At 52.8% G+C, this 16,558-nt stretch carries 16 protein-coding genes; 5 read left to right on the top strand and 11 right to left on the bottom strand.

The window, feature by feature from the left end; all coding sequences use genetic code 11:
- Position 1: 1 nt before the first annotated feature.
- Genes FOV68_RS10495 through FOV68_RS10485 form a run of 3 tightly spaced genes read right to left on the bottom strand, consistent with a single transcriptional unit; the run spans position 2 to position 3,255 of the window.
- Positions 2–781, bottom strand: a complete 780-nt coding sequence (locus tag FOV68_RS10495) for a TIM barrel protein (RefSeq protein WP_115064851.1) — start codon at positions 779–781, stop codon at positions 2–4.
- The gene (locus FOV68_RS10490; protein WP_143990782.1) at positions 781–1,794 is read right to left on the bottom strand and encodes a Gfo/Idh/MocA family oxidoreductase; all 1,014 of its coding nucleotides are present in this window, start codon (positions 1,792–1,794) and stop codon (positions 781–783) included. Before FOV68_RS10490 ends, FOV68_RS10495 begins: the two co-directional genes overlap by 1 nt.
- A 12-nt stretch (positions 1,795–1,806) precedes the next feature.
- Positions 1,807–3,255, bottom strand: coding sequence for a sugar porter family MFS transporter (locus FOV68_RS10485; protein ID WP_099257061.1), 1,449 nt, complete (start codon positions 3,253–3,255; stop codon positions 1,807–1,809).
- A gap of 186 nt (positions 3,256–3,441) precedes the next feature.
- Between FOV68_RS10485 and FOV68_RS10480 the strand changes: the two genes are divergently transcribed.
- Entirely contained in the window at positions 3,442–5,424 is a 1,983-nt protein-coding gene (locus FOV68_RS10480) for a sigma-54-dependent Fis family transcriptional regulator (RefSeq protein WP_115064852.1), read from the top strand.
- Between the two features lie 86 nt (positions 5,425–5,510).
- Here FOV68_RS10480 and FOV68_RS10475 read toward each other — a convergent pair whose 3' ends face one another.
- Positions 5,511–6,464 (bottom strand): MBL fold metallo-hydrolase, encoded by a 954-nt coding sequence (locus FOV68_RS10475; protein ID WP_109651512.1) that lies wholly within the window; start codon positions 6,462–6,464, stop codon positions 5,511–5,513.
- Between the two features lie 81 nt (positions 6,465–6,545).
- Between FOV68_RS10475 and FOV68_RS10470 the strand changes: the two genes are divergently transcribed.
- Positions 6,546–7,472 carry a LysR family transcriptional regulator gene (locus FOV68_RS10470; protein ID WP_039389985.1) on the top strand — a complete coding sequence of 309 codons (927 nt, stop codon included), beginning with the start codon at positions 6,546–6,548 and terminating at the stop codon, positions 7,470–7,472.
- Positions 7,473–7,670: 198 nt separating this feature from the next.
- Here the strand turns inward: FOV68_RS10470 and FOV68_RS10465 are convergent, their stop codons facing one another.
- The 5 genes from FOV68_RS10465 to FOV68_RS10445 all read right to left on the bottom strand — a co-directional run bounded on the left by FOV68_RS10465 (position 7,671) and on the right by FOV68_RS10445 (position 11,953).
- Complete coding sequence (locus FOV68_RS10465; RefSeq protein WP_143990781.1) at positions 7,671–9,095, bottom strand: trehalose-6-phosphate synthase; 1,425 nt, start codon at positions 9,093–9,095, stop codon at positions 7,671–7,673.
- A 458-nt stretch (positions 9,096–9,553) separates the two neighbouring features.
- The gene (locus FOV68_RS10460) at positions 9,554–9,994 is read right to left on the bottom strand and encodes a GNAT family N-acetyltransferase (RefSeq protein WP_039389813.1); all 441 of its coding nucleotides are present in this window, start codon (positions 9,992–9,994) and stop codon (positions 9,554–9,556) included.
- 114 nt (positions 9,995–10,108) lie between these two features.
- Positions 10,109–10,786: an anti-sigma factor domain-containing protein gene (locus tag FOV68_RS10455; RefSeq protein ID WP_143990780.1), complete on the bottom strand. Its 678-nt coding sequence runs from the start codon at positions 10,784–10,786 to the stop codon at positions 10,109–10,111.
- Positions 10,783–11,331: a sigma-70 family RNA polymerase sigma factor gene (locus FOV68_RS10450; protein WP_143990779.1), complete on the bottom strand. Its 549-nt coding sequence runs from the start codon at positions 11,329–11,331 to the stop codon at positions 10,783–10,785. Before FOV68_RS10450 ends, FOV68_RS10455 begins: the two co-directional genes overlap by 4 nt.
- 61 nt (positions 11,332–11,392) lie before the next feature.
- Positions 11,393–11,953, bottom strand: a complete 561-nt coding sequence (locus FOV68_RS10445; protein ID WP_010247012.1) for a fasciclin domain-containing protein — start codon at positions 11,951–11,953, stop codon at positions 11,393–11,395.
- Between the two features lie 388 nt (positions 11,954–12,341).
- On the opposite strand from FOV68_RS10445, the gene FOV68_RS10440 reads away from it, so the two are divergent.
- Both FOV68_RS10440 and FOV68_RS10435 read left to right on the top strand, forming a co-directional pair.
- Entirely contained in the window at positions 12,342–12,734 is a 393-nt protein-coding gene (locus FOV68_RS10440) for a polymorphic toxin type 44 domain-containing protein (RefSeq protein ID WP_071941153.1), read from the top strand.
- Complete coding sequence (locus FOV68_RS10435) at positions 12,712–13,149, top strand: hypothetical protein (RefSeq protein WP_031591659.1); 438 nt, start codon at positions 12,712–12,714, stop codon at positions 13,147–13,149. The genes FOV68_RS10440 and FOV68_RS10435 overlap by 23 nt, the downstream gene beginning before the upstream one ends.
- A gap of 265 nt (positions 13,150–13,414) precedes the next feature.
- On the opposite strand, the gene FOV68_RS10430 is transcribed toward FOV68_RS10435, so the two are convergent.
- The gene (locus FOV68_RS10430; protein ID WP_143990778.1) at positions 13,415–14,989 is read right to left on the bottom strand and encodes a methyl-accepting chemotaxis protein; all 1,575 of its coding nucleotides are present in this window, start codon (positions 14,987–14,989) and stop codon (positions 13,415–13,417) included.
- 440 nt (positions 14,990–15,429) lie between these two features.
- Here FOV68_RS10430 and FOV68_RS10425 point away from each other — a divergent pair, with 440 nt between their 5' ends.
- The gene (locus tag FOV68_RS10425; protein ID WP_109651502.1) at positions 15,430–15,942 is read left to right on the top strand and encodes a GrpB family protein; all 513 of its coding nucleotides are present in this window, start codon (positions 15,430–15,432) and stop codon (positions 15,940–15,942) included.
- Between the two features lie 28 nt (positions 15,943–15,970).
- On the opposite strand, the gene FOV68_RS10420 is transcribed toward FOV68_RS10425, so the two are convergent.
- A complete protein-coding gene (locus FOV68_RS10420) occupies positions 15,971–16,492 on the bottom strand; it encodes a GNAT family N-acetyltransferase (RefSeq protein ID WP_370513281.1) in 522 nt (173 codons plus the stop codon).
- Positions 16,493–16,558: the final 66 nt, after the last annotated feature.

The following is a 16,558-nucleotide window of genomic DNA, read 5'->3' as shown; positions in this document are numbered from 1 at the left end:
CTTACAACGTAAAGTGATCGCGGAACTGCTGGATAGCCGCTGTGCTATCGCCGCTGGCCCAGCCTTCCATGGCTACTGTGCCGCTGTAACCCATCTCCTGTAGCGTCCGGGCGATAGCACGGTAATTGATTTCCCCGGTGCCCGGCTGCTGGCGGCCAGGTACATCGGCAACCTGGATTTCTCCGATAGCGGAGCCGCAGCGCCGCAGCAGCTCAATCAGATTGCCTTCGCCAATTTGTGCATGGTAGAGATCCAGATTCATCTTCAGTGCCGGGCTGTTGACCGCTTCGACCAGCGCCAGCGTCTCAGACGCCAGGGCAAAGGGTGTGCCTGGATGATCGACCGGCAGGTTAAGGTTTTCGAGAGTGAAAACCCGCCCGGCTCGTTCGCCGAGAAGCGCAACCTGCCGCAACGTATCGGCGGCCTTCAGCCACATTGCGCCCGTTACCGTTGTCACGGGTTTTACCGGCAGACCGCGATCGTCAAGCCCGGTGCCATGCAGATTCAGTACCGGACAGCCGAGACGTGCAGCTACGGCCAGCGACGCTTCAGCGCTTTGCAGCAGTTGCTGGATTTCCGTCTCATCCGTCAGATTACCGCTCAGATAACCGGTCATAGAGGTAAAGCGTGCACCGGTCGCGACCAGCGCATCGATATCCTTGCTGGCCCATCCCCAGATTTCGACGCCAAAACCCAGTTCATGAATGCGTTTTACGCGCTCAACAAACGGCAGTTCCAGAAATACCATTTCAGCGCATACGGAAAGTTGATAACCAGCCATCAGCGAACTCCCAGCTTAACGGGCAGGTTGCGCTGCACAGATTCGATACAGGCCAGCGCGATTTCCAGCGCGTTTCGCGCGTCTTCGCCGGTGGCGCGGGGCGTTTCACCGCTGCGGATACAGCGGGCAAACTCACTCATTTCTGCCACGTACGCTTCGCGCAGCAGATCTGAATCCAGTCGTGACGTATCCACCGCAATTCCGCTGGCGGTGTAACGCACGCAGTGATTGGCATTGATGTGGCCCGCCTGAAGCATGCCTTTACTGCCAAAGACCTCGCCACGCACGTCGTAGCCATACACCGCCTGAAAGTTTGCCTCAGCAATCGCGATGGCGCCGTTATCAAAGCGAATAGTGACAACCGAGGTATCCAGCAGACCTTTATCTTTGAAATCTGGCCGCACCAGTGCATCGGCCAGCGCATAGACTTCAACCGGCTTCGCGCCGTGATTGAAGTGCAGCAGGGTGTCAAAATCGTGAATGAGGGTTTCAAGGAAAATTGTCCACTGCGGAATCGGGGCGGGATCGTTCAGGCCCGGGTCACGGGTTACAGATCGGCTGAGCTGCGTCGACCCATTCTCGCCGTTTTTCACCGCCGCAATCGCCGCCGCAAAGCCGGAATCAAAGCGGCGATTAAAGCCTACCTGTAACACAACGCCTGCCTGTTTTGCCGCCGCGATAGCGCGATCGGCCTCCTCCAGCGTCACAGCCATCGGCTTTTCACAGAACACATGTTTGCCGGCATTGGCCGCAGCGATCACCCACTCTGCATGTGTCCGGGCAGGAGCCGCAATCGCAATGGCGTCAATTTCATCATCCTGCAGCAGCGCATGCAGATTGCTGTACGCTTTGCTGACCCGAAGCCGGCTGGCGAGCTTTTCCGCCGCGCCGGGGAACGGATCGGCCACGGCTGCCAGGGTGGCGCCAGGCACGCGCCAGGCCAGATTTTCGGCATGAAAACTGCCCATGCGGCCTGCGCCAATTAAACCCACACGCACTGTTTGATGGTTCATAAAAACTCCTTATTATTTCGCTTTAGCCCAGGCGGGCGAGGACGGGTGTTGATCAGATCGTTGCGCATCAGCGGCGAAACGACGGGATTTGGAGAGCATCAGTGGCTCAATATGCTCAAGTGAAACGCCCCGGGTTTCCGGTAAAAAGCGGCGGACAAACCAGAACGCGATAAGCGATCCCACCGCACACAACATCAGCGGGAAGGCACCATGAAAGTGTTCCATCAGCACCCGGCTGCGGTTCATCATCGGGAAGCTTTGGGTAACGATAAAATTCGCGACGTACATTGAGGCAAACGCAAAGCCCATCGCCACGGCACGAATACGATTAGGAAAGATTTCAGAGATCAGCAGCCAGGCACCCAGGCTCCAGGAAAGGCCAAATATCAGTACGAAGGCTAACAGCCCAATCACCGGCAGCAATCCACCAGCATCGGCGATAAATGCCCAGGCGGTGAAGACCATCGAGAGCGCACATCCCAGTGCCCCCCAGCGCAGCAGCAGCGTCCGGCCCAGACGATCGATGGTACTCAGACAAACGGCCACGCCAGCCAGCAGCGCAAGGCCAAGGAAGATGCTGTGAAACAGGGAAGACTGGGTACTGCCGGTGATGTTTTGTAAGAGTGACGGCGCGTAATAGAGCAGGATGTTGATACCGGAGATCTGCTGCAAAATGGCAATGGCACAGCCAACCAGCAGGATATAGCGTGCCCGCGCGTCACGCAGGATGCCGCGCTGGCTGGTCCGGGCGTTATCATGCTGACTCGATGTCAGGATCTCCTGTAACAGTCGCTCGGCGTGCTGCGCATTCGAAAGACGGGTCAGCACGTCGAGGGCGCGATCTTTTTTACCGTTCAGCGCCAGCCAGCGCGGCGACTCAGGCATAAATGGTACCAGCAGCAGGAATAGCGCACAGGGCACCACGCCGGAGGCCAGCATCCAGCGCCAGCCTTCACTGACAATCCACTGATGTGGCATACCGCGTGCTATCAGGTAATTCACGATATAAACCGCCACCTGTCCGCCGACCATCAGCATTTGTTGCAGGCCGAGCATGCGGCCCCGCCAGTCTTTCGGTGAAACTTCCGCGATATAAAGCGGCGTAATCGCAGAGGCCATCCCGACCGCCAGCCCGCCGATCAGTCGCCAGATAACAAAATCTGTCAAAGAACTGGCCAGCGCCGCGCCCACCGCAGAGAGCACAAAGAGTATGGCGGTGACGATTAGTGTCGATTTGCGGCCGATACGATCTGAAATGAAGCCAACGCCCCATGCGCCAGCGATGCAGCCGAGAATGACATTTGATACTGCCCAGCCACTTTCCCAGGGAGTTAAATTCAGATGTTCTGTCAGCGGATCGATAACGCCGGAAATCACTGAAGCGTCATAACCCAGAATCACGCCACTGAGTGAGGCAATGGCACAGATAAACAGAATCAGGCGTAAATTATGTTTGCGCATAACAACTTATTTCCCTTGGCTTGTTTGATTCACATCACGGCATCAACCATTGCAAAGGAGATGCCAACCAAAATCCGGGAAATTTTGTGAGCATGGGCACGGTATCTGATCACAAATCGGCAACAAAGTTTACATGTCAACTTCACATGTCAATAAAATGGACATTTAACCTGGAGGGAACGGCCGGTGAATCAGCAACGGTTATTAAGAGATGAGAGCGATGCGATTTTCAGCCTGCCGGATAGAGAGGATGCTGACAGCTGGGACGCGCTGTTGTGGCAGAGCTGGCAGAGCTTTACCCAGGGCGAACAGCCACCCGCGCTGCGACAGAGTATTTTGCATTCATGGCAGCGTTCGCAGCAGTACGGTATTGATCCACACCGCTTTATCTATACCGCCCCGCCGGACAGTGAGCTGACTGCGATTCTTGAGAACAATGCTGAACTGATTCTTGTGGCGCGTAGCATTATGGAAAATTTGCTCGCCTATAATCCGGACGGTCACATTAACCTTACCGACGCGCAGGGCGTGACGCTGCATTTTTGCGGTGCCGACCTGACACCCGTCGGCAGTATTCTGCGTGAAGAGGTACTGGGCACTAACTGTACCGCGCGCTGCCTGATTGAACAGCGGCTGGTGTACGTGCTGAGCGGTGAGAACTGGAAGTTTGATCTGCGCAAACGCCGCCGACAGTGCGCGGCGGCACCGGTCCGCGATGACAGCGGCCAGTTGGTTGGTGTGCTGACTCTGACCGCCACGCCGGAGAATTTTAATGCTCATACTCTGGGAACGGTCCAGGCGGCAGCAGAAGCTGTCGGGCAGCAGCTGACGCTTCGACGCCTGCTGGCTGAACAGCAGTCCATTCTGGAGACGCTGAATGAGGGCGTTATTGTCTGTGATAAACAGGGCCGCATCAAAACCCTTAACCGCTATGCACGCCAGATTTTCAGCGGGCTGGATCCACACGACACCCCCATTGACGCACTGCTGCAACCGCAGGGCGGATCACTACTGACGATGCCTTTTTGCAATGACCTTGAGCTGCAGTTCAGGCCGGAAGGCCTTGATCCCCTATCCTGCCTGATATCTTTAATGCCCGCACCGGATGGCGGGCGCGTGCTGTCACTGCGTGAAAATCAGCGTATCCGCGCCATTACACGGCGGGTAATGGGCGTAAACGCCAGTTACACCTTTGAAATGATCCGCGGCCACTCGCCGCCCCTGCAGCAGGCGATCCATAAGGCACGCGTCAGCAGCCGCACCGACAGCACGGTGCTACTCAGCGGCGAAAGCGGGACCGGCAAAGAGTTGTTTGCTCAGGCCATTCATAATGCCAGTCCCCGTCAGCATGAAGCATTTATCGCCCTGAACTGCGGCGCAATACCGCGCGACCTGGTGCAAAGCGAACTGTTTGGCTATGCCGATGGCGCCTTCACCGGTTCGCGTCGTGGCGGTTCAGCGGGCAAGTTTGAACTGGCTGACGGCGGCACCCTGTTCCTTGATGAGATTGGTGAGATGCCGCTCGAAGCGCAAACCAGCCTGTTGCGTGTTTTGCAGGAGAGCGAAGTGCTGCGTATCGGCGCAGCGCAGCCCGTTAAAGTGAATGTGCGTATTATTGTGGCTACCCACTGTAATCTGCCTGAAGCCGTTGAGAAAAACGCATTCCGGCGCGATCTCTATTACCGCCTGAATGTGATTTCACTGGAGATCCCGCCGCTGCGCGATCGTCGCGAAGATATTCCGGAGCTGGTTAACATTTTTATTCAGGCACTCTGCACGCGTCTGAAGCGTATTCCGCCGGTGGTCGCGCCAGACGCAATGGCATGTCTGCAATCCTGGAACTGGCCGGGAAACGTTCGGGAACTGGAAAATGTGATCGAGCGTGTGGTCAATCTGAGTGAAGGGCTAGAGATTACCCGAACCGATTTGCCCGAATCGCTGCAGAAAGTCTCAATTAATGAGGTTGCCGGGGATATGCCATCCTCACTGCACAACCTGGAGCGCATGCATATTTTACAGATTGTCAGTGAACAACAGGGAAATCTGCGGCAGTCGGCGCAACTGCTGGGGATCTCACGAACGGCGTTATACAACAAGCTGAATGCCTGGAAAATCGACTACCGTGCTTTCAGAAAAAATGTGCCTGATTTGCTGCGACGACCTGAATGATTAGCGGCATAACACCAGAACAGCTGACGTCCGGCGATTAGCAGAGAGTGATGATGCCGTTCCGCTTGCCGCTAAATTAAAAAACCTTACTGCCCGAGCTGCGTGGTGTAATTAGCAGGTACCCAGCGATAAGCGTTACCTTCATGCTGAACATGGCCCAGGCCCGGGAAGGCGATATGCGCCGCAGCCACCCAGTAGCCCTGATCTGCAGCCTGTTTCAGTACCCTTTCACGTGTAGTGATAGCCTGCTTCTGATTCACATCAAAATGGATGGCTACTTCAGGATCGGGCATTTGCACCGCTTTGGCATGGATGATATCTCCCCACAGCACCAGGGACTGTCCTTCACTCTCTACCCGATAAAGTACGCTGCCCGGCGTGTGGCCGGCTGTCGACTCTGCACGGATTCCCCCCGGTAATGTGGCTGGTGCCATAAACGTTTTAAGCAGGCCAGCATTGATGACCGGGCGAAGAGTCCGTTCAGACTCTGCAAAGGTATGAACCTGACTCGCCTCTACCCTGCTGACGTTAGCCGGATTAAGCCAGAAATCGACATCCCGTTTATCTACGAACACTTCGGCCTTTGGAAAAGCAGGCTTGCCCGCGCGTGAAACACCGCCTGAATGATCGGCATGAATATGGGTTAAAAGTACGGCATCGATCGATTCTGCCGGATAGCCAGCGGCGGCCAGATTAGTCAGCAGATGTCCGCCATTGTGTCCAAAAAGCTCACCGGCTCCGGTATCGACTAAAATGCGCTGTTTACCATTATCAATAACGAAGGCATTGATTGATGTTTCGGCCTGCGGCGTCATCGAATCTCTGGCCATTTCCTGGTTTAGTTTTTCAGGCGAAATGTTAGTCAGTAATTTATTCAGGGGAACGGTCACCGTGCCGTCCGAAACTGCGGTAATGCGTAATTTCCCCAATGTCATCCGGTAATAACCCGGAGCTTGCTGATCCCGTGCAGAGGTCTGTTCGGCAGCATAGACCGGACTGAACGCAATAAGAGACGCCACCAGCATCAGTAAAATTTTCATAAATATCTCTCCAGAAAGTTTCATCACAACGTGGTGGGCAGTATCCTTACGCAATCTTTATCACTCAAATTGATTAAACTGATGCTCACTATCAGAGAAAATGATTTTCATCGAATCGACCTGAATTTACTGACGGTGCTGTTAGTTCTGAAGCGGGAAGGCAGCGTGTCACGTGCGGCAGAAAAGCTGCATCTGGGTCAGCCAGCGGTCAGTAATGCACTGGCCCGGTTGCGGGTCATGTTCAGCGATCCACTGTTTGTGCGCACGGCGAAAGGCATGGAGCCAACCCCGCGTGCTGAAGCGCTGATCGCTGAGCTGGGACCTTTAATGGCACAGATGCAGAACGTACTGTTTCAGCCAGTATCCTTCACGCCTTCTGAGGCGACACATGTTTTTCGGCTGGGGATGAGCGACTGGGTTGAACGCTGGCTGATGCCGGGACTGTATGCGCGCATCACACGCACCGCTCCCGGCGTGACGCTTCAGGTCACGGCCAGCGATCCCTTCCGGGATGCAGAACTGGTCGCGCGTGGAGAGATCGATCTTGCCATTTCGGTTGGCGAGAGCACACCCGCCACGCTCCAGCGCGAGAAGATTGTGTCACACAACTTTTGTACGTTGTGGCACCCGGAACAGCTTTCGTTGCGTGCACCGCTGACGCTGGAGGATTATGTGGCGCATGATCATCTGCTGGTTTCCTATCGAGGGGCGAACTGGAGCGCCATCGATGACCAGCTTGCGGCATCAGGAAAGGCACGTTCGATTCGCTACGTGACGCCGCATTTTTCTTCTCTGCCTCCGCTGCTGGCGTGCGCACCCGCGTTAGCCACTGTTCCCGCCGGGCTGTCGGTTGAGTGGGTAACGCATTACGGCTTATGCTGTAGCCCGGTACCCGTTGAAACACCGGAAATAGCCCTGTCACTGCTCTGGCATAAACGGTTTGATAACGATTTGCCACTGCGCTGGCTCAGAGAGGAACTGCGTAGCGTGATGACAGAACGAACCTGAATAGCTGCCCTCACGGGAAGCTAAGACCTGTAGTGACGCCTTCGTTCGATGAGAACCTTAACCTCATATTATCGAGTGCAAATTCAAAGAGCACATGAATAAGCAGGTAAAATTTTTACCTGCCCCGCTCTATATCAGCGTGATGCTGTTTGACGTCCACACCATCCCTTTTAAAATCGCCGTTTTAACCTATAAACCTCAATACCGCGCCCGGCTACTGCTCAGGTGCGGAAAAAATGCAGGCGACGGCAAGGCTTCCGGGGCTGCTGGCTCAGCGTTCAGCATGCGCAAAAACGACTCAGCCCAGTGATGGCTGTTGTGCATATGCAGTCCCTTCATCAGACGGGCATGCAGACACCGCCGTTCGTGTAACGGCATCTGCAATGCGCGATGTACCGCACTGGCCATTGCATCAGGATCATAAGGATTGACGATAATGGCACCCTCCATCTGCTCGGCTGCACCGGCAAACTGCGAGAGGATAAGCACCCCGGGATTTTTCGGGTCCTGTAAGGCGATATACATTTTGGCCATCAGACTCATGCCCGCCATTAACGGCGTCACCAGCGCGACGCGCGAGGCACGATAGATACCGGCCTGCTCTTCCCGGCTGTAGGCGTGCGTCAGATAGTTCACCGGATACCAGTTCATTGTGCCATGCACGCCATTAAGCTCCCCGCACAATGCCTCCAGAGCGTGACCGAGTTCTGACGCATCATGTGCCTGTCCGGCTGCCGGAGGCGCCAACTGCAACACCGTGATATTTTTCTGATAGCAATCATGTCTTCGCAGCAACACTTCCATAGTGCTGATCCGGTAAGGCAGACCTGAACTCTCATCAAGATGGCCGCCGCTGAGCACGGTATTTTCGGGCAGGCTTTCGCGGCACTGCATTTCCATGTAAGCACAGCTGTTGCTCTCACGCAGAGACTGGACATCGTCAAGGTCAATTCCGACCGGAAACACACCCACCCTGATAATCCGGCCATGAACACGAAAGTTTTGCGCCTCCAGCCGTTCTATACGGAATTCGCTCTCCAGCCAGACCAGGAAGTTATTCATATCCTGCACGGTCTGAAAGCCAATCAGGTCACAACATAACAGAGAGTCAGTGAACCAGCGCCATTCGGGTATGGTTTCAAACATTCTGCCAGCCGGGAAAGGCTGATGCAGAAAAATACCCACTGAGTTAGTCAGCCCCTCTTCACGAAGATAAGTGGCACAGCCAAGCAGGTGATAATCCTGAATCCAGATAACATCGTCGGGTGTGGCATTTTCGCAGATGGCGCGTGCATAGGTTTTATTGATGTTTTTATATTCCTGATAGCCGCTGGCGGAAAAACGGGCTATGTCCGGACGCTGATGAAAAACAGGCCAGAGCCCTTTATGAATATAATTGTGGTACCCCTCATTAAGCTCGCCCGGCGTATACGGGAAGGTCACGGTTTCATACTGGCTCATCTGCTGCACGGCGTAGGGTCTTGGCGCATCGTGAGGCATCACCCTGCTTTCACCATCCCAGCTAATCCAGACGCCTCCCTGACGGGAAAGGATGCCGTCATAAATTGCATTAAGCGTCGATCGTTGACATTGATTATGAGAAACAAGGATAAGGCCTGACATGGTGTGTTCCTTAAGAACCCGCTGCGGAGAGGCAACAGTGCCTGGCAGCCAGCGGCTGTTAATCGGAGGTCGGATAATAAACTGGAGAAAACCACTCATGAATGTGCATCCCGTCCACTTAATACCTGCAGACGCTTTTTGCGTAAATCGGGTTGTGACTGCCATCGTGTAACGTTGTCACGTAAACGCCTGATGTCTTTAATTAAACCGAACGGCCTGTAAAAAAGGCGTAAAAAGAGGCTGATGAAGTGTAAAAACGCTGCAAATCACGCGTCCGATATAGCATTAGCGGGCAGCAATGGCGCTGAAAGTCAGTGAGTTGAATACTGGGAATATACGCGGGTATAAATAAAGAAGGCGGGTTGGCCCGGTTTCACTCACCCTCAAAGCGGGTTTGATAAATGCGTGGCCGGGCCGTTTTATTGCAGAAAAAGAGAACTTAAAATCTCTTTTTTAATTCAGAGCTGAGCGATCATTGTCTGGAATGATACACCGTTAAAAAACTTCACCTCCCCGACTTTTTTAAATTCCCTTTTCTCATAAAAAGGGATGGCAAAGAGTGAAGACCGTACGCTGATTTCTGAACGCAGTTCGGGAATCGCCCGCTGCCAGAGTGCCCTCGCTACCCCTTTTCGCTGAAATTTCGGATGTACAAAAAGGTATTTAACTAAATTGCCTTCGAAAAGGGTGAGTACGCCTGTCACCTCACCTCTTTCCACGGCAATCAGCCAGAGATAGTCATCTGAAACAATCAACGGCTGAAGCACATCGGGTTTTGTGCTCTCGATGAACCATTGCGGACAGGGCTCTGTCTCTGAAAAATTACATTGCATAGACACAAGCTGTATCAGCTCACTGATGCCTGCCGCATCAGACTCCAACGCCGCTCTGATTTCCATTCTTTTGTCATTCCCCCTGATTTGGTTAAGGCAAGAGGATGAGGTTTGCCATTCGAAAAACCATCCACTCCCCTTTGCCGCTTAATCCCGGCCCGTGAACCCGCGCCCTGAAGATTAAAGCAACGTGACTTTGCCCTGGAAAATCACCGGACCGGACGGCCCGCTGAGCGTAGACCCTCCCACCGGCTCCAGACTCACCGCCAGTACCGTCTGATTATCTAACTCGCCAGCGGGTAACCGGAAAACATTACTGTCGCGGTGATTGATCAACCCCAGAGATTGTGGCGGAGCACTGCCCCTGATCAGCCAGAGCTGCAGGTTTTTATTCTCCGGCAGCGTGATATTCAGTGCCGAAACCTGAAGGAGTGAAGCTGACTTATCCAGATTCACCACAAACTGTGCATCGGGCTGTGCGCCGCTGAGTACCGCAATCGGCTGCAGAGACTGTGGGGTATCCGGCTTGCTTAAATGGGTGAAAATGAGGACGCCAGCCATTGCCGCCGCCAGGCCCCAGCCAAGCCAGAAGCCAGGATGCCTGCGGATTGATGTCGTGCCAGAGACGCCAGTATTCGGGCCAAGATCCTGCTCAATCTGCTGCCAGACCGCAGAAGACGGGATAACGGCGTGAGTGAGCAGATCAATGCCGCTGAACGCTTTCTGCCAGTTCAGCACCTCCGCGGCGAATACTGAATCGTCATTGAGGCGTTTATCCAGCCGATGACGGGTCACATCGTCGGTAAGACCAAGCACATATTCCGCGGCAGTAAGATCATGTTGTTCCTGACTGGTCATAAGCCTATGCACTCCCGAAGATGGATTAACGCGCGACGGATCCAGCTTTTCACCGTCCCTTCCGGCTGACTCATGGAGAGCGCAATCTCACTCTGTGAGAGGCCACGATAATAAGCGAGCGAAATGCTTTGTCGCTGTTCTGAGGGTAAGTGCGCCATACAGTGCTGAAGGCGACGCGCCTCCGCATGACTTGCATCGGCAGGAAGTGGTGTCTGGAAACCCGCTTCCGCTTCGCTGATATCATCCACGGAACAGCTTCTGTTTTCATGTTTACGGAGGAAGTCAATCGCCCGATTTCTGGCGATGTGGCTGAGCCAGATATGCGGCTCACTGCGCTTATCGTCGTAATAATTTGCCGACTGCCAGATATGGATAAACGTATCGTGCAGGATCTCTTCTGCCCAGTCCCGGCGTCTCACCATCCGCAGGATGATCCCATAGAGTCGGGGCGACAGAACGCGATAAAGCTGCTCAAGAGCAGCTTTATCGCCGACGGCTATCTGATTCATTAAATCGGCCTGAATATGGGGCACATTTTTTGTCATCGGCTTCCCTGTTAAAGGTGTAGCCACCCGATCAGTGGCTACACACAGTATAGGTAACGCTTTACGGCATCAGCACGGTATCAATAACGTCAATCACACCGTTACTCTGATTCACATCATACGTAGTGATACTGGCAACATTGCCCTGAGCATCTTTAAGCTGAATGTTGTGCGGGCCATTTGCCATCACCCACAGTGATTCGCCATTGACCGTTTTCAGCTCGGCTTTGCCTCCTCCCGCTTTGATTTTTTTCTCCAGCGCTTTCATGTCCAGTTTTCCTGCGACCACGTGATAGGTCAGGACACTGGTGAGTTTTTGTTTATTTTCTGGCTTAAGCAGGGAGTCGACCGTGCCCTTAGGCAGTTTTTCAAAGGCGGCATTGGTGGGCGCAAAAACGGTAAACGGCCCCTTCCCTTCAAGTGTCGGGACCAGCCCGGCGGCTTTAACGGCGGCCACCAGCGTGGTGTGGTCTTTCGAGTTAACAGCATTCTCAACAATATTTTTCGATGGGTACATGGCGGCACCGCCGACCATCACCGTGTCGCTGTCCATGCTCGCCGCGTAAGTGGCGCCACTGAAGACTAATGCAGAAAAAATCAGAGTTGGCAGGAATGGTTTCATTTTCACTTCCCTCATTGAGTTAACGGACAGGGCGAGAGCGCCCTTATCTGTTAATACGAATGAGCAGCGAAAACGGATGCAAAAAATTTTAATTTTTTTTAGCTGGGGGGCTCAGCTTCATGAGAGTGCTGGCTGAAGGGTACAGACCAGCCCTGTTTTTGTCGCGCATGCCTGCACTTATCGGACTAATGATAAAGCCAGTCTCAGACAGACCGATGCAGGAAAAAACATTCCTGCCGCCATTTAACTCCCTCTTACATAAATTTCTACAGGTAATGTCATCCAGAGTTCAGCCCGGTATTATTGCCTGTCAGGCAGAGATGCCATGCCTGACGATATCTGATAAGGTTAGTTTGCCTTATCAATTTTGTCAGGAAGACACAATATTATGGCTGTAATTCCGCTCATGCCCCCTGGAGGCTTCTCATTATTAACAAAAAACCTTCAGGAAGCTCGTTACCGCGGCATGCCGCGCAATATGGCTTCACCGCCTGTTTACTTCTGGTTCTATCAGCAGGTTCGCAATAAAGGACCGTGGGACTATAAACAGCAGGGGGCAAGCTACCAAAATTTTGGTAATTTTAACTATGGTGCCACGGGCGTTGTTGCCGGAATACCTGAAGAAATATTGTTACGGGGTGCTGGCTGGGCACAAAGCCGGGCGGGAACAGTTGAGCCTCGATGGGGGCATTGGTACCAGGATATCCCGTATGGAGATGACCCGCGCGACCAGTATTGGATTCAGCAGGGGATTGATTATGCAAATAGACACCGCTATTAAGTGGGGGCATCGGACATTAACGCTTGTCCTGATAATTATTGTTATCACCGTTGGGATGCTGTGGTATTTCGAAAATGCGCCACGTGATGACCGTTTAATCCGTCAGAAACAACTCTCCGGGGATGTCTGGCTATACATAACTCAATATCAGGATGCAGGTGCCACAGACTCCGACACTTATCGCTACTACCTGAATAAGCAACTCGATAATCCCATGAAGGTAATTACTAAAACGGCTCCTTTCCTTCAGGCTGATACTGCCGATGCGGACATAACGGCGGTTAATGACCATATACTTGTTAAAATGACGGGTAAGGTTTACTCCTTCACAAACTCTGCATTTTTCTACGATGGTAAAACGCCAGTGATGCCACGTGTTGATTTAAATTCAACCGCGCCCGACCCATGGAAGTAGAGGTTAATCTTGTGATTTATCATGATTTCCCTCATAAAAAACCTGTTTTTCAAAAGGCTAAAACTTACGGGCGAGGTCAATGTGTTTACATTGAATATTTCAGTCTCTGAGCGTCCCGGAATGTCCGCCAAAAGAAAAGCCCTCCAATGGAGGGCTTGTACTAACCTGAAAGAAATCGCTCCCCGTCATCCATTTCGTCAATATCAAACGGATAAATCAGCTGCGCTTCTCCCGTATCTTTCAAAGTATCCCATCAACAAGGCGCTTAAATGCGAAAAGCATTCACTGCTTCACGTAAAGCGTGTGCCTGGGCTGAAAGCGACTGTGATGCGGAAGAGGATTCCTCAACCAGCGCGGCGTTATTCTGCGTCACACCATCCATCTCGTTTACCGCAATGCTGACCTGTGAAATGCCCTGCATCTGTTCAGCTGAGGCGAGTGAGATGTTATCCATCGCGACGGCGAGTTTTCCGACCATAGCATTGATATCAAGAATGCTCTTGCCGGTCCCGGTTGCCACGACAACACCACTTTCAACCTGCGCCACAGCCTCTTCGATCAGATGTTTAATATCTCTGGCTGCCGTTGCACTGCGCTGCGCCAGCGTCCTGACTTCACCCGCGACGACGGCGAAACCCCGGCCCTGTTCGCCCGCTCGCGCGGCTTCGACTGCCGCATTAAGCGCCAGAATGTTGGTCTGAAATGCAATCCCTTCGATAACGGAGGTAATATCCCGGACTTTCACCGCGCTTTTTGAAATATCATTCATCGTCTCTGACATGCGCTGCATATCGTGTTCACCCGAACGCGCCAGCGCAGCGGTTTCACGGGCTGAATCCGCGGTCTGCTGTGCGCCCGCTGCATTACTTTTCACTGTAACCGTGAGCTGTTCAATACTGGCTGCGGTTTCCTGCAAAGCGGCGGCCTGCTGCTCTGTACGGGAAGAGAGTTCAGTATTGCCCTGGGAAATTTCATCAGCTGCCATGGCGACCGAAGTGGAGGAGTCTTTAATCTGTGAGACCAGGTCGCGCAGATTGCTCTGCATGCTATCCAGAGAAGCCATCATGCTGACGGTATCCCCCTGACGAAGGGTGACTTTTGTCGTCAAATCGCCCGCCGCAATCGCAGCGGCCAGGCCCTGCGCATGAGAAGGTTCGCCACCCAGCTGAATTTTGATCCAGCGGGTAATCAGCCCACTCATCACAAATCCCATCACAACAAACAGGGTGGTCAGGCCAGCCAGGGTCATATAGACACCGGAGAGCGCCTGCGTGGACGTTTCCGCCGTTTTACTCGTTACCCTTGCCTGATAATCAACCATCCCATCTACTGCATTGCGGTAGTGCGAAAGCGCAGGGATCAGTTCACCACGGAGTTTTTCCGGGAACGGAGTAGCGCTCTGCATAAACAGGTTTTGCTCTGCCTGATGAAGCGGACCCGCTGCCACTTCGATTTTATTTAATTGCGTGGAAGCCTCTTCTACTTCAGCAAGATTGATCCCCGGAATGCTTTTGGCACCGTTGATCAGTTCCCGGAAATGCGCAGTGGTGTTGTCACTGTTGGTCTGCAATGCAAAGAACTGCGTTTTTAATTTTTCCTCGGCCTGAGGCTGAGTGCCTGATGCCACGGACAGTAAAAGCGCCGTTTGCTGGGTTAAGTTGTCTTTCAGCGTCTGGAGTGCCTGAAGATCGCCCAGCCGCGCGCGCGTCAATTCCTGCTGATCGCTGGCCGTATTGAGTTTAAATCCGGCAAATCCTGTCACAAAAACGCCCGTTAAGATGACAGTAAGGAATGCCGCAGTGAGCATGACGCTTAATTTTATTTTTTTGTTGCGATACATAGAGACCCCGATGTTTGAATTAATAGGTTATCACCGACGTTCCGCTTCTATGGCTCGCTGGTACTGGATCTGTTATCGGCAGCGGGGAATAAAATTACAGTAATGAAAGGGGTAAGACGGGGTAATTCTGGCGTGGAGTAAAAGGGTAAGCCACTGGTGGATGCCATCAGTACAGTGAGTGTTATTCTCCTGACCTGCCGCCTGAATAGGGATAAACTCATTCCAGCTTCGCTTGTGGAACCAGGGGTTTAACAGACTCTTCAGCGTCATTTGAGATGACTGACAAGTGAGGTTCCATGAGCGGTAAAGATTATCCCGAAGCGTTCAGTACTGAAGGGGTTGAACAAAGAGAGAGACATACAAAAAAGCCGCAGTGTACTTCCGGTAATCGTATTGAAGTCTGTTATATCAAAACACACGTTTCAAAGGAGGCAATATTAATGCGAACAATAGCCGTAGTGCCCTACGATGAAAAATGGCCTGAGGCGTTCAATGCTGAGAGTCTACTGTTACAGACATTGCTGGGAGAAGTAGCAAAGGCAATTCATCATATTGGCAGTACGTCAGTTTATGGCCTCTCAGCAAAACCCGTGATCGATATACTGCTGGAGGTTGCTGATATCAATGAACTGGCCAGGTGTAACGCTGCGATGATTAGCGCCGGATACGTTGCTTGTGGTGAGAATGGAATCTCAGGCCGCAGATATTTTATTAAGGGTGGGGAACGGCGTAGCCATCAGGTGCATGCGTTTGCAGCTGGAGACGAACAGATAATAAGGCACCTTGCTTTCCGTGATTACCTCAGAGAAAACAGAGATATCGCAGCAACCTATGCTGAGATAAAGCGTGAAGCAGCATCACTCTGTAACAACGATGCTCAACGCTACAGTGCGCTCAAAGCGGACTTTATAGCGCATCATATACAGCTCGCACTGATTGACCTGAAACGATAGGTACTGAGCAGGACAGGAGATACCCTCCTCACCCCCGTTTTTGATTCCATTCATCCTGACTCAGGGTAAACAGCATGCTTGCGGGCGCATTTTCCACATCATTAATATCCCGGGTATGCCGGAGGCCGGCGTTAATCAGAACCTTTTGTGAAGCCAGATGATTTGCTCTTACGACTGCAGAAATCTCAGCGAGTTTTACTTCTTCGAACCCATAACAAACCGCATAGTTCGCAAATTCCGTCGCCAGACCTTTTCCCCAGGCTTCCGGGGAGAAACGATACCCCAGATTATTGATCGTGATATCGGCAAAGTTTCTGATGTTCAATCCCCCAAAACCGATGATTCTTTCTGGATTATCCCGAAGCGAGATAGCCCAACTGCCGAAGCCATTTGATTCCCAGTGACTGATAGAGCGCGATAGCACTTCCCGTGAATGCTGGATATCCGGATGAGGGCCTGCGGGATTAAACGTATTCGTCGCAGGGTCGCCGTAGATCCTGTAAAGATCATCGGCATCTGATGGGGTGACTGGCCGAAGAAACAACCGCATAGTGTCTGGCTGCAAAATAAACGCTCTCAGATTAAGAAACGAGTGATCCTGTTTTTATATCGGGAA

It is taken from the genome of Pantoea sp. paga, assembly GCF_007558755.1.
GTDB classification, from domain to species: domain Bacteria; phylum Pseudomonadota; class Gammaproteobacteria; order Enterobacterales; family Enterobacteriaceae; genus Pantoea; species Pantoea agglomerans.
Note: the sequence above shows the minus strand (reverse complement) of the source record. Positions and strands in the feature narration are given on the sequence as shown.

Coding starts and splice junctions, on each gene's coding strand:
- FOV68_RS10495 (WP_115064851.1), bottom strand. CDS start 781: ATGGCTGGTTATCAACTTTCCGTATGCGCTGAAATGGTATTTCTGGAA.
- FOV68_RS10490 (WP_143990782.1), bottom strand. CDS start 1,794: ATGAACCATCAAACAGTGCGTGTGGGTTTAATTGGCGCAGGCCGCATG.
- FOV68_RS10485 (WP_099257061.1), bottom strand. CDS start 3,255: ATGCGCAAACATAATTTACGCCTGATTCTGTTTATCTGTGCCATTGCC.
- FOV68_RS10475 (WP_109651512.1), bottom strand. CDS start 6,464: ATGAAAATTTTACTGATGCTGGTGGCGTCTCTTATTGCGTTCAGTCCG.
- FOV68_RS10470 (WP_039389985.1), top strand. CDS start 6,546: ATGCTCACTATCAGAGAAAATGATTTTCATCGAATCGACCTGAATTTA.
- FOV68_RS10465 (WP_143990781.1), bottom strand. CDS start 9,095: ATGTCAGGCCTTATCCTTGTTTCTCATAATCAATGTCAACGATCGACG.
- FOV68_RS10460 (WP_039389813.1), bottom strand. CDS start 9,994: ATGGAAATCAGAGCGGCGTTGGAGTCTGATGCGGCAGGCATCAGTGAG.
- FOV68_RS10455 (WP_143990780.1), bottom strand. CDS start 10,786: ATGACCAGTCAGGAACAACATGATCTTACTGCCGCGGAATATGTGCTT.
- FOV68_RS10450 (WP_143990779.1), bottom strand. CDS start 11,331: ATGACAAAAAATGTGCCCCATATTCAGGCCGATTTAATGAATCAGATA.
- FOV68_RS10445 (WP_010247012.1), bottom strand. CDS start 11,953: ATGAAACCATTCCTGCCAACTCTGATTTTTTCTGCATTAGTCTTCAGT.
- FOV68_RS10440 (WP_071941153.1), top strand. CDS start 12,342: ATGGCTGTAATTCCGCTCATGCCCCCTGGAGGCTTCTCATTATTAACA.
- FOV68_RS10435 (WP_031591659.1), top strand. CDS start 12,712: ATGCAAATAGACACCGCTATTAAGTGGGGGCATCGGACATTAACGCTT.
- FOV68_RS10430 (WP_143990778.1), bottom strand. CDS start 14,989: ATGTATCGCAACAAAAAAATAAAATTAAGCGTCATGCTCACTGCGGCA.
- FOV68_RS10425 (WP_109651502.1), top strand. CDS start 15,430: ATGCGAACAATAGCCGTAGTGCCCTACGATGAAAAATGGCCTGAGGCG.
- FOV68_RS10420 (WP_370513281.1), bottom strand. CDS start 16,492: ATGCGGTTGTTTCTTCGGCCAGTCACCCCATCAGATGCCGATGATCTT.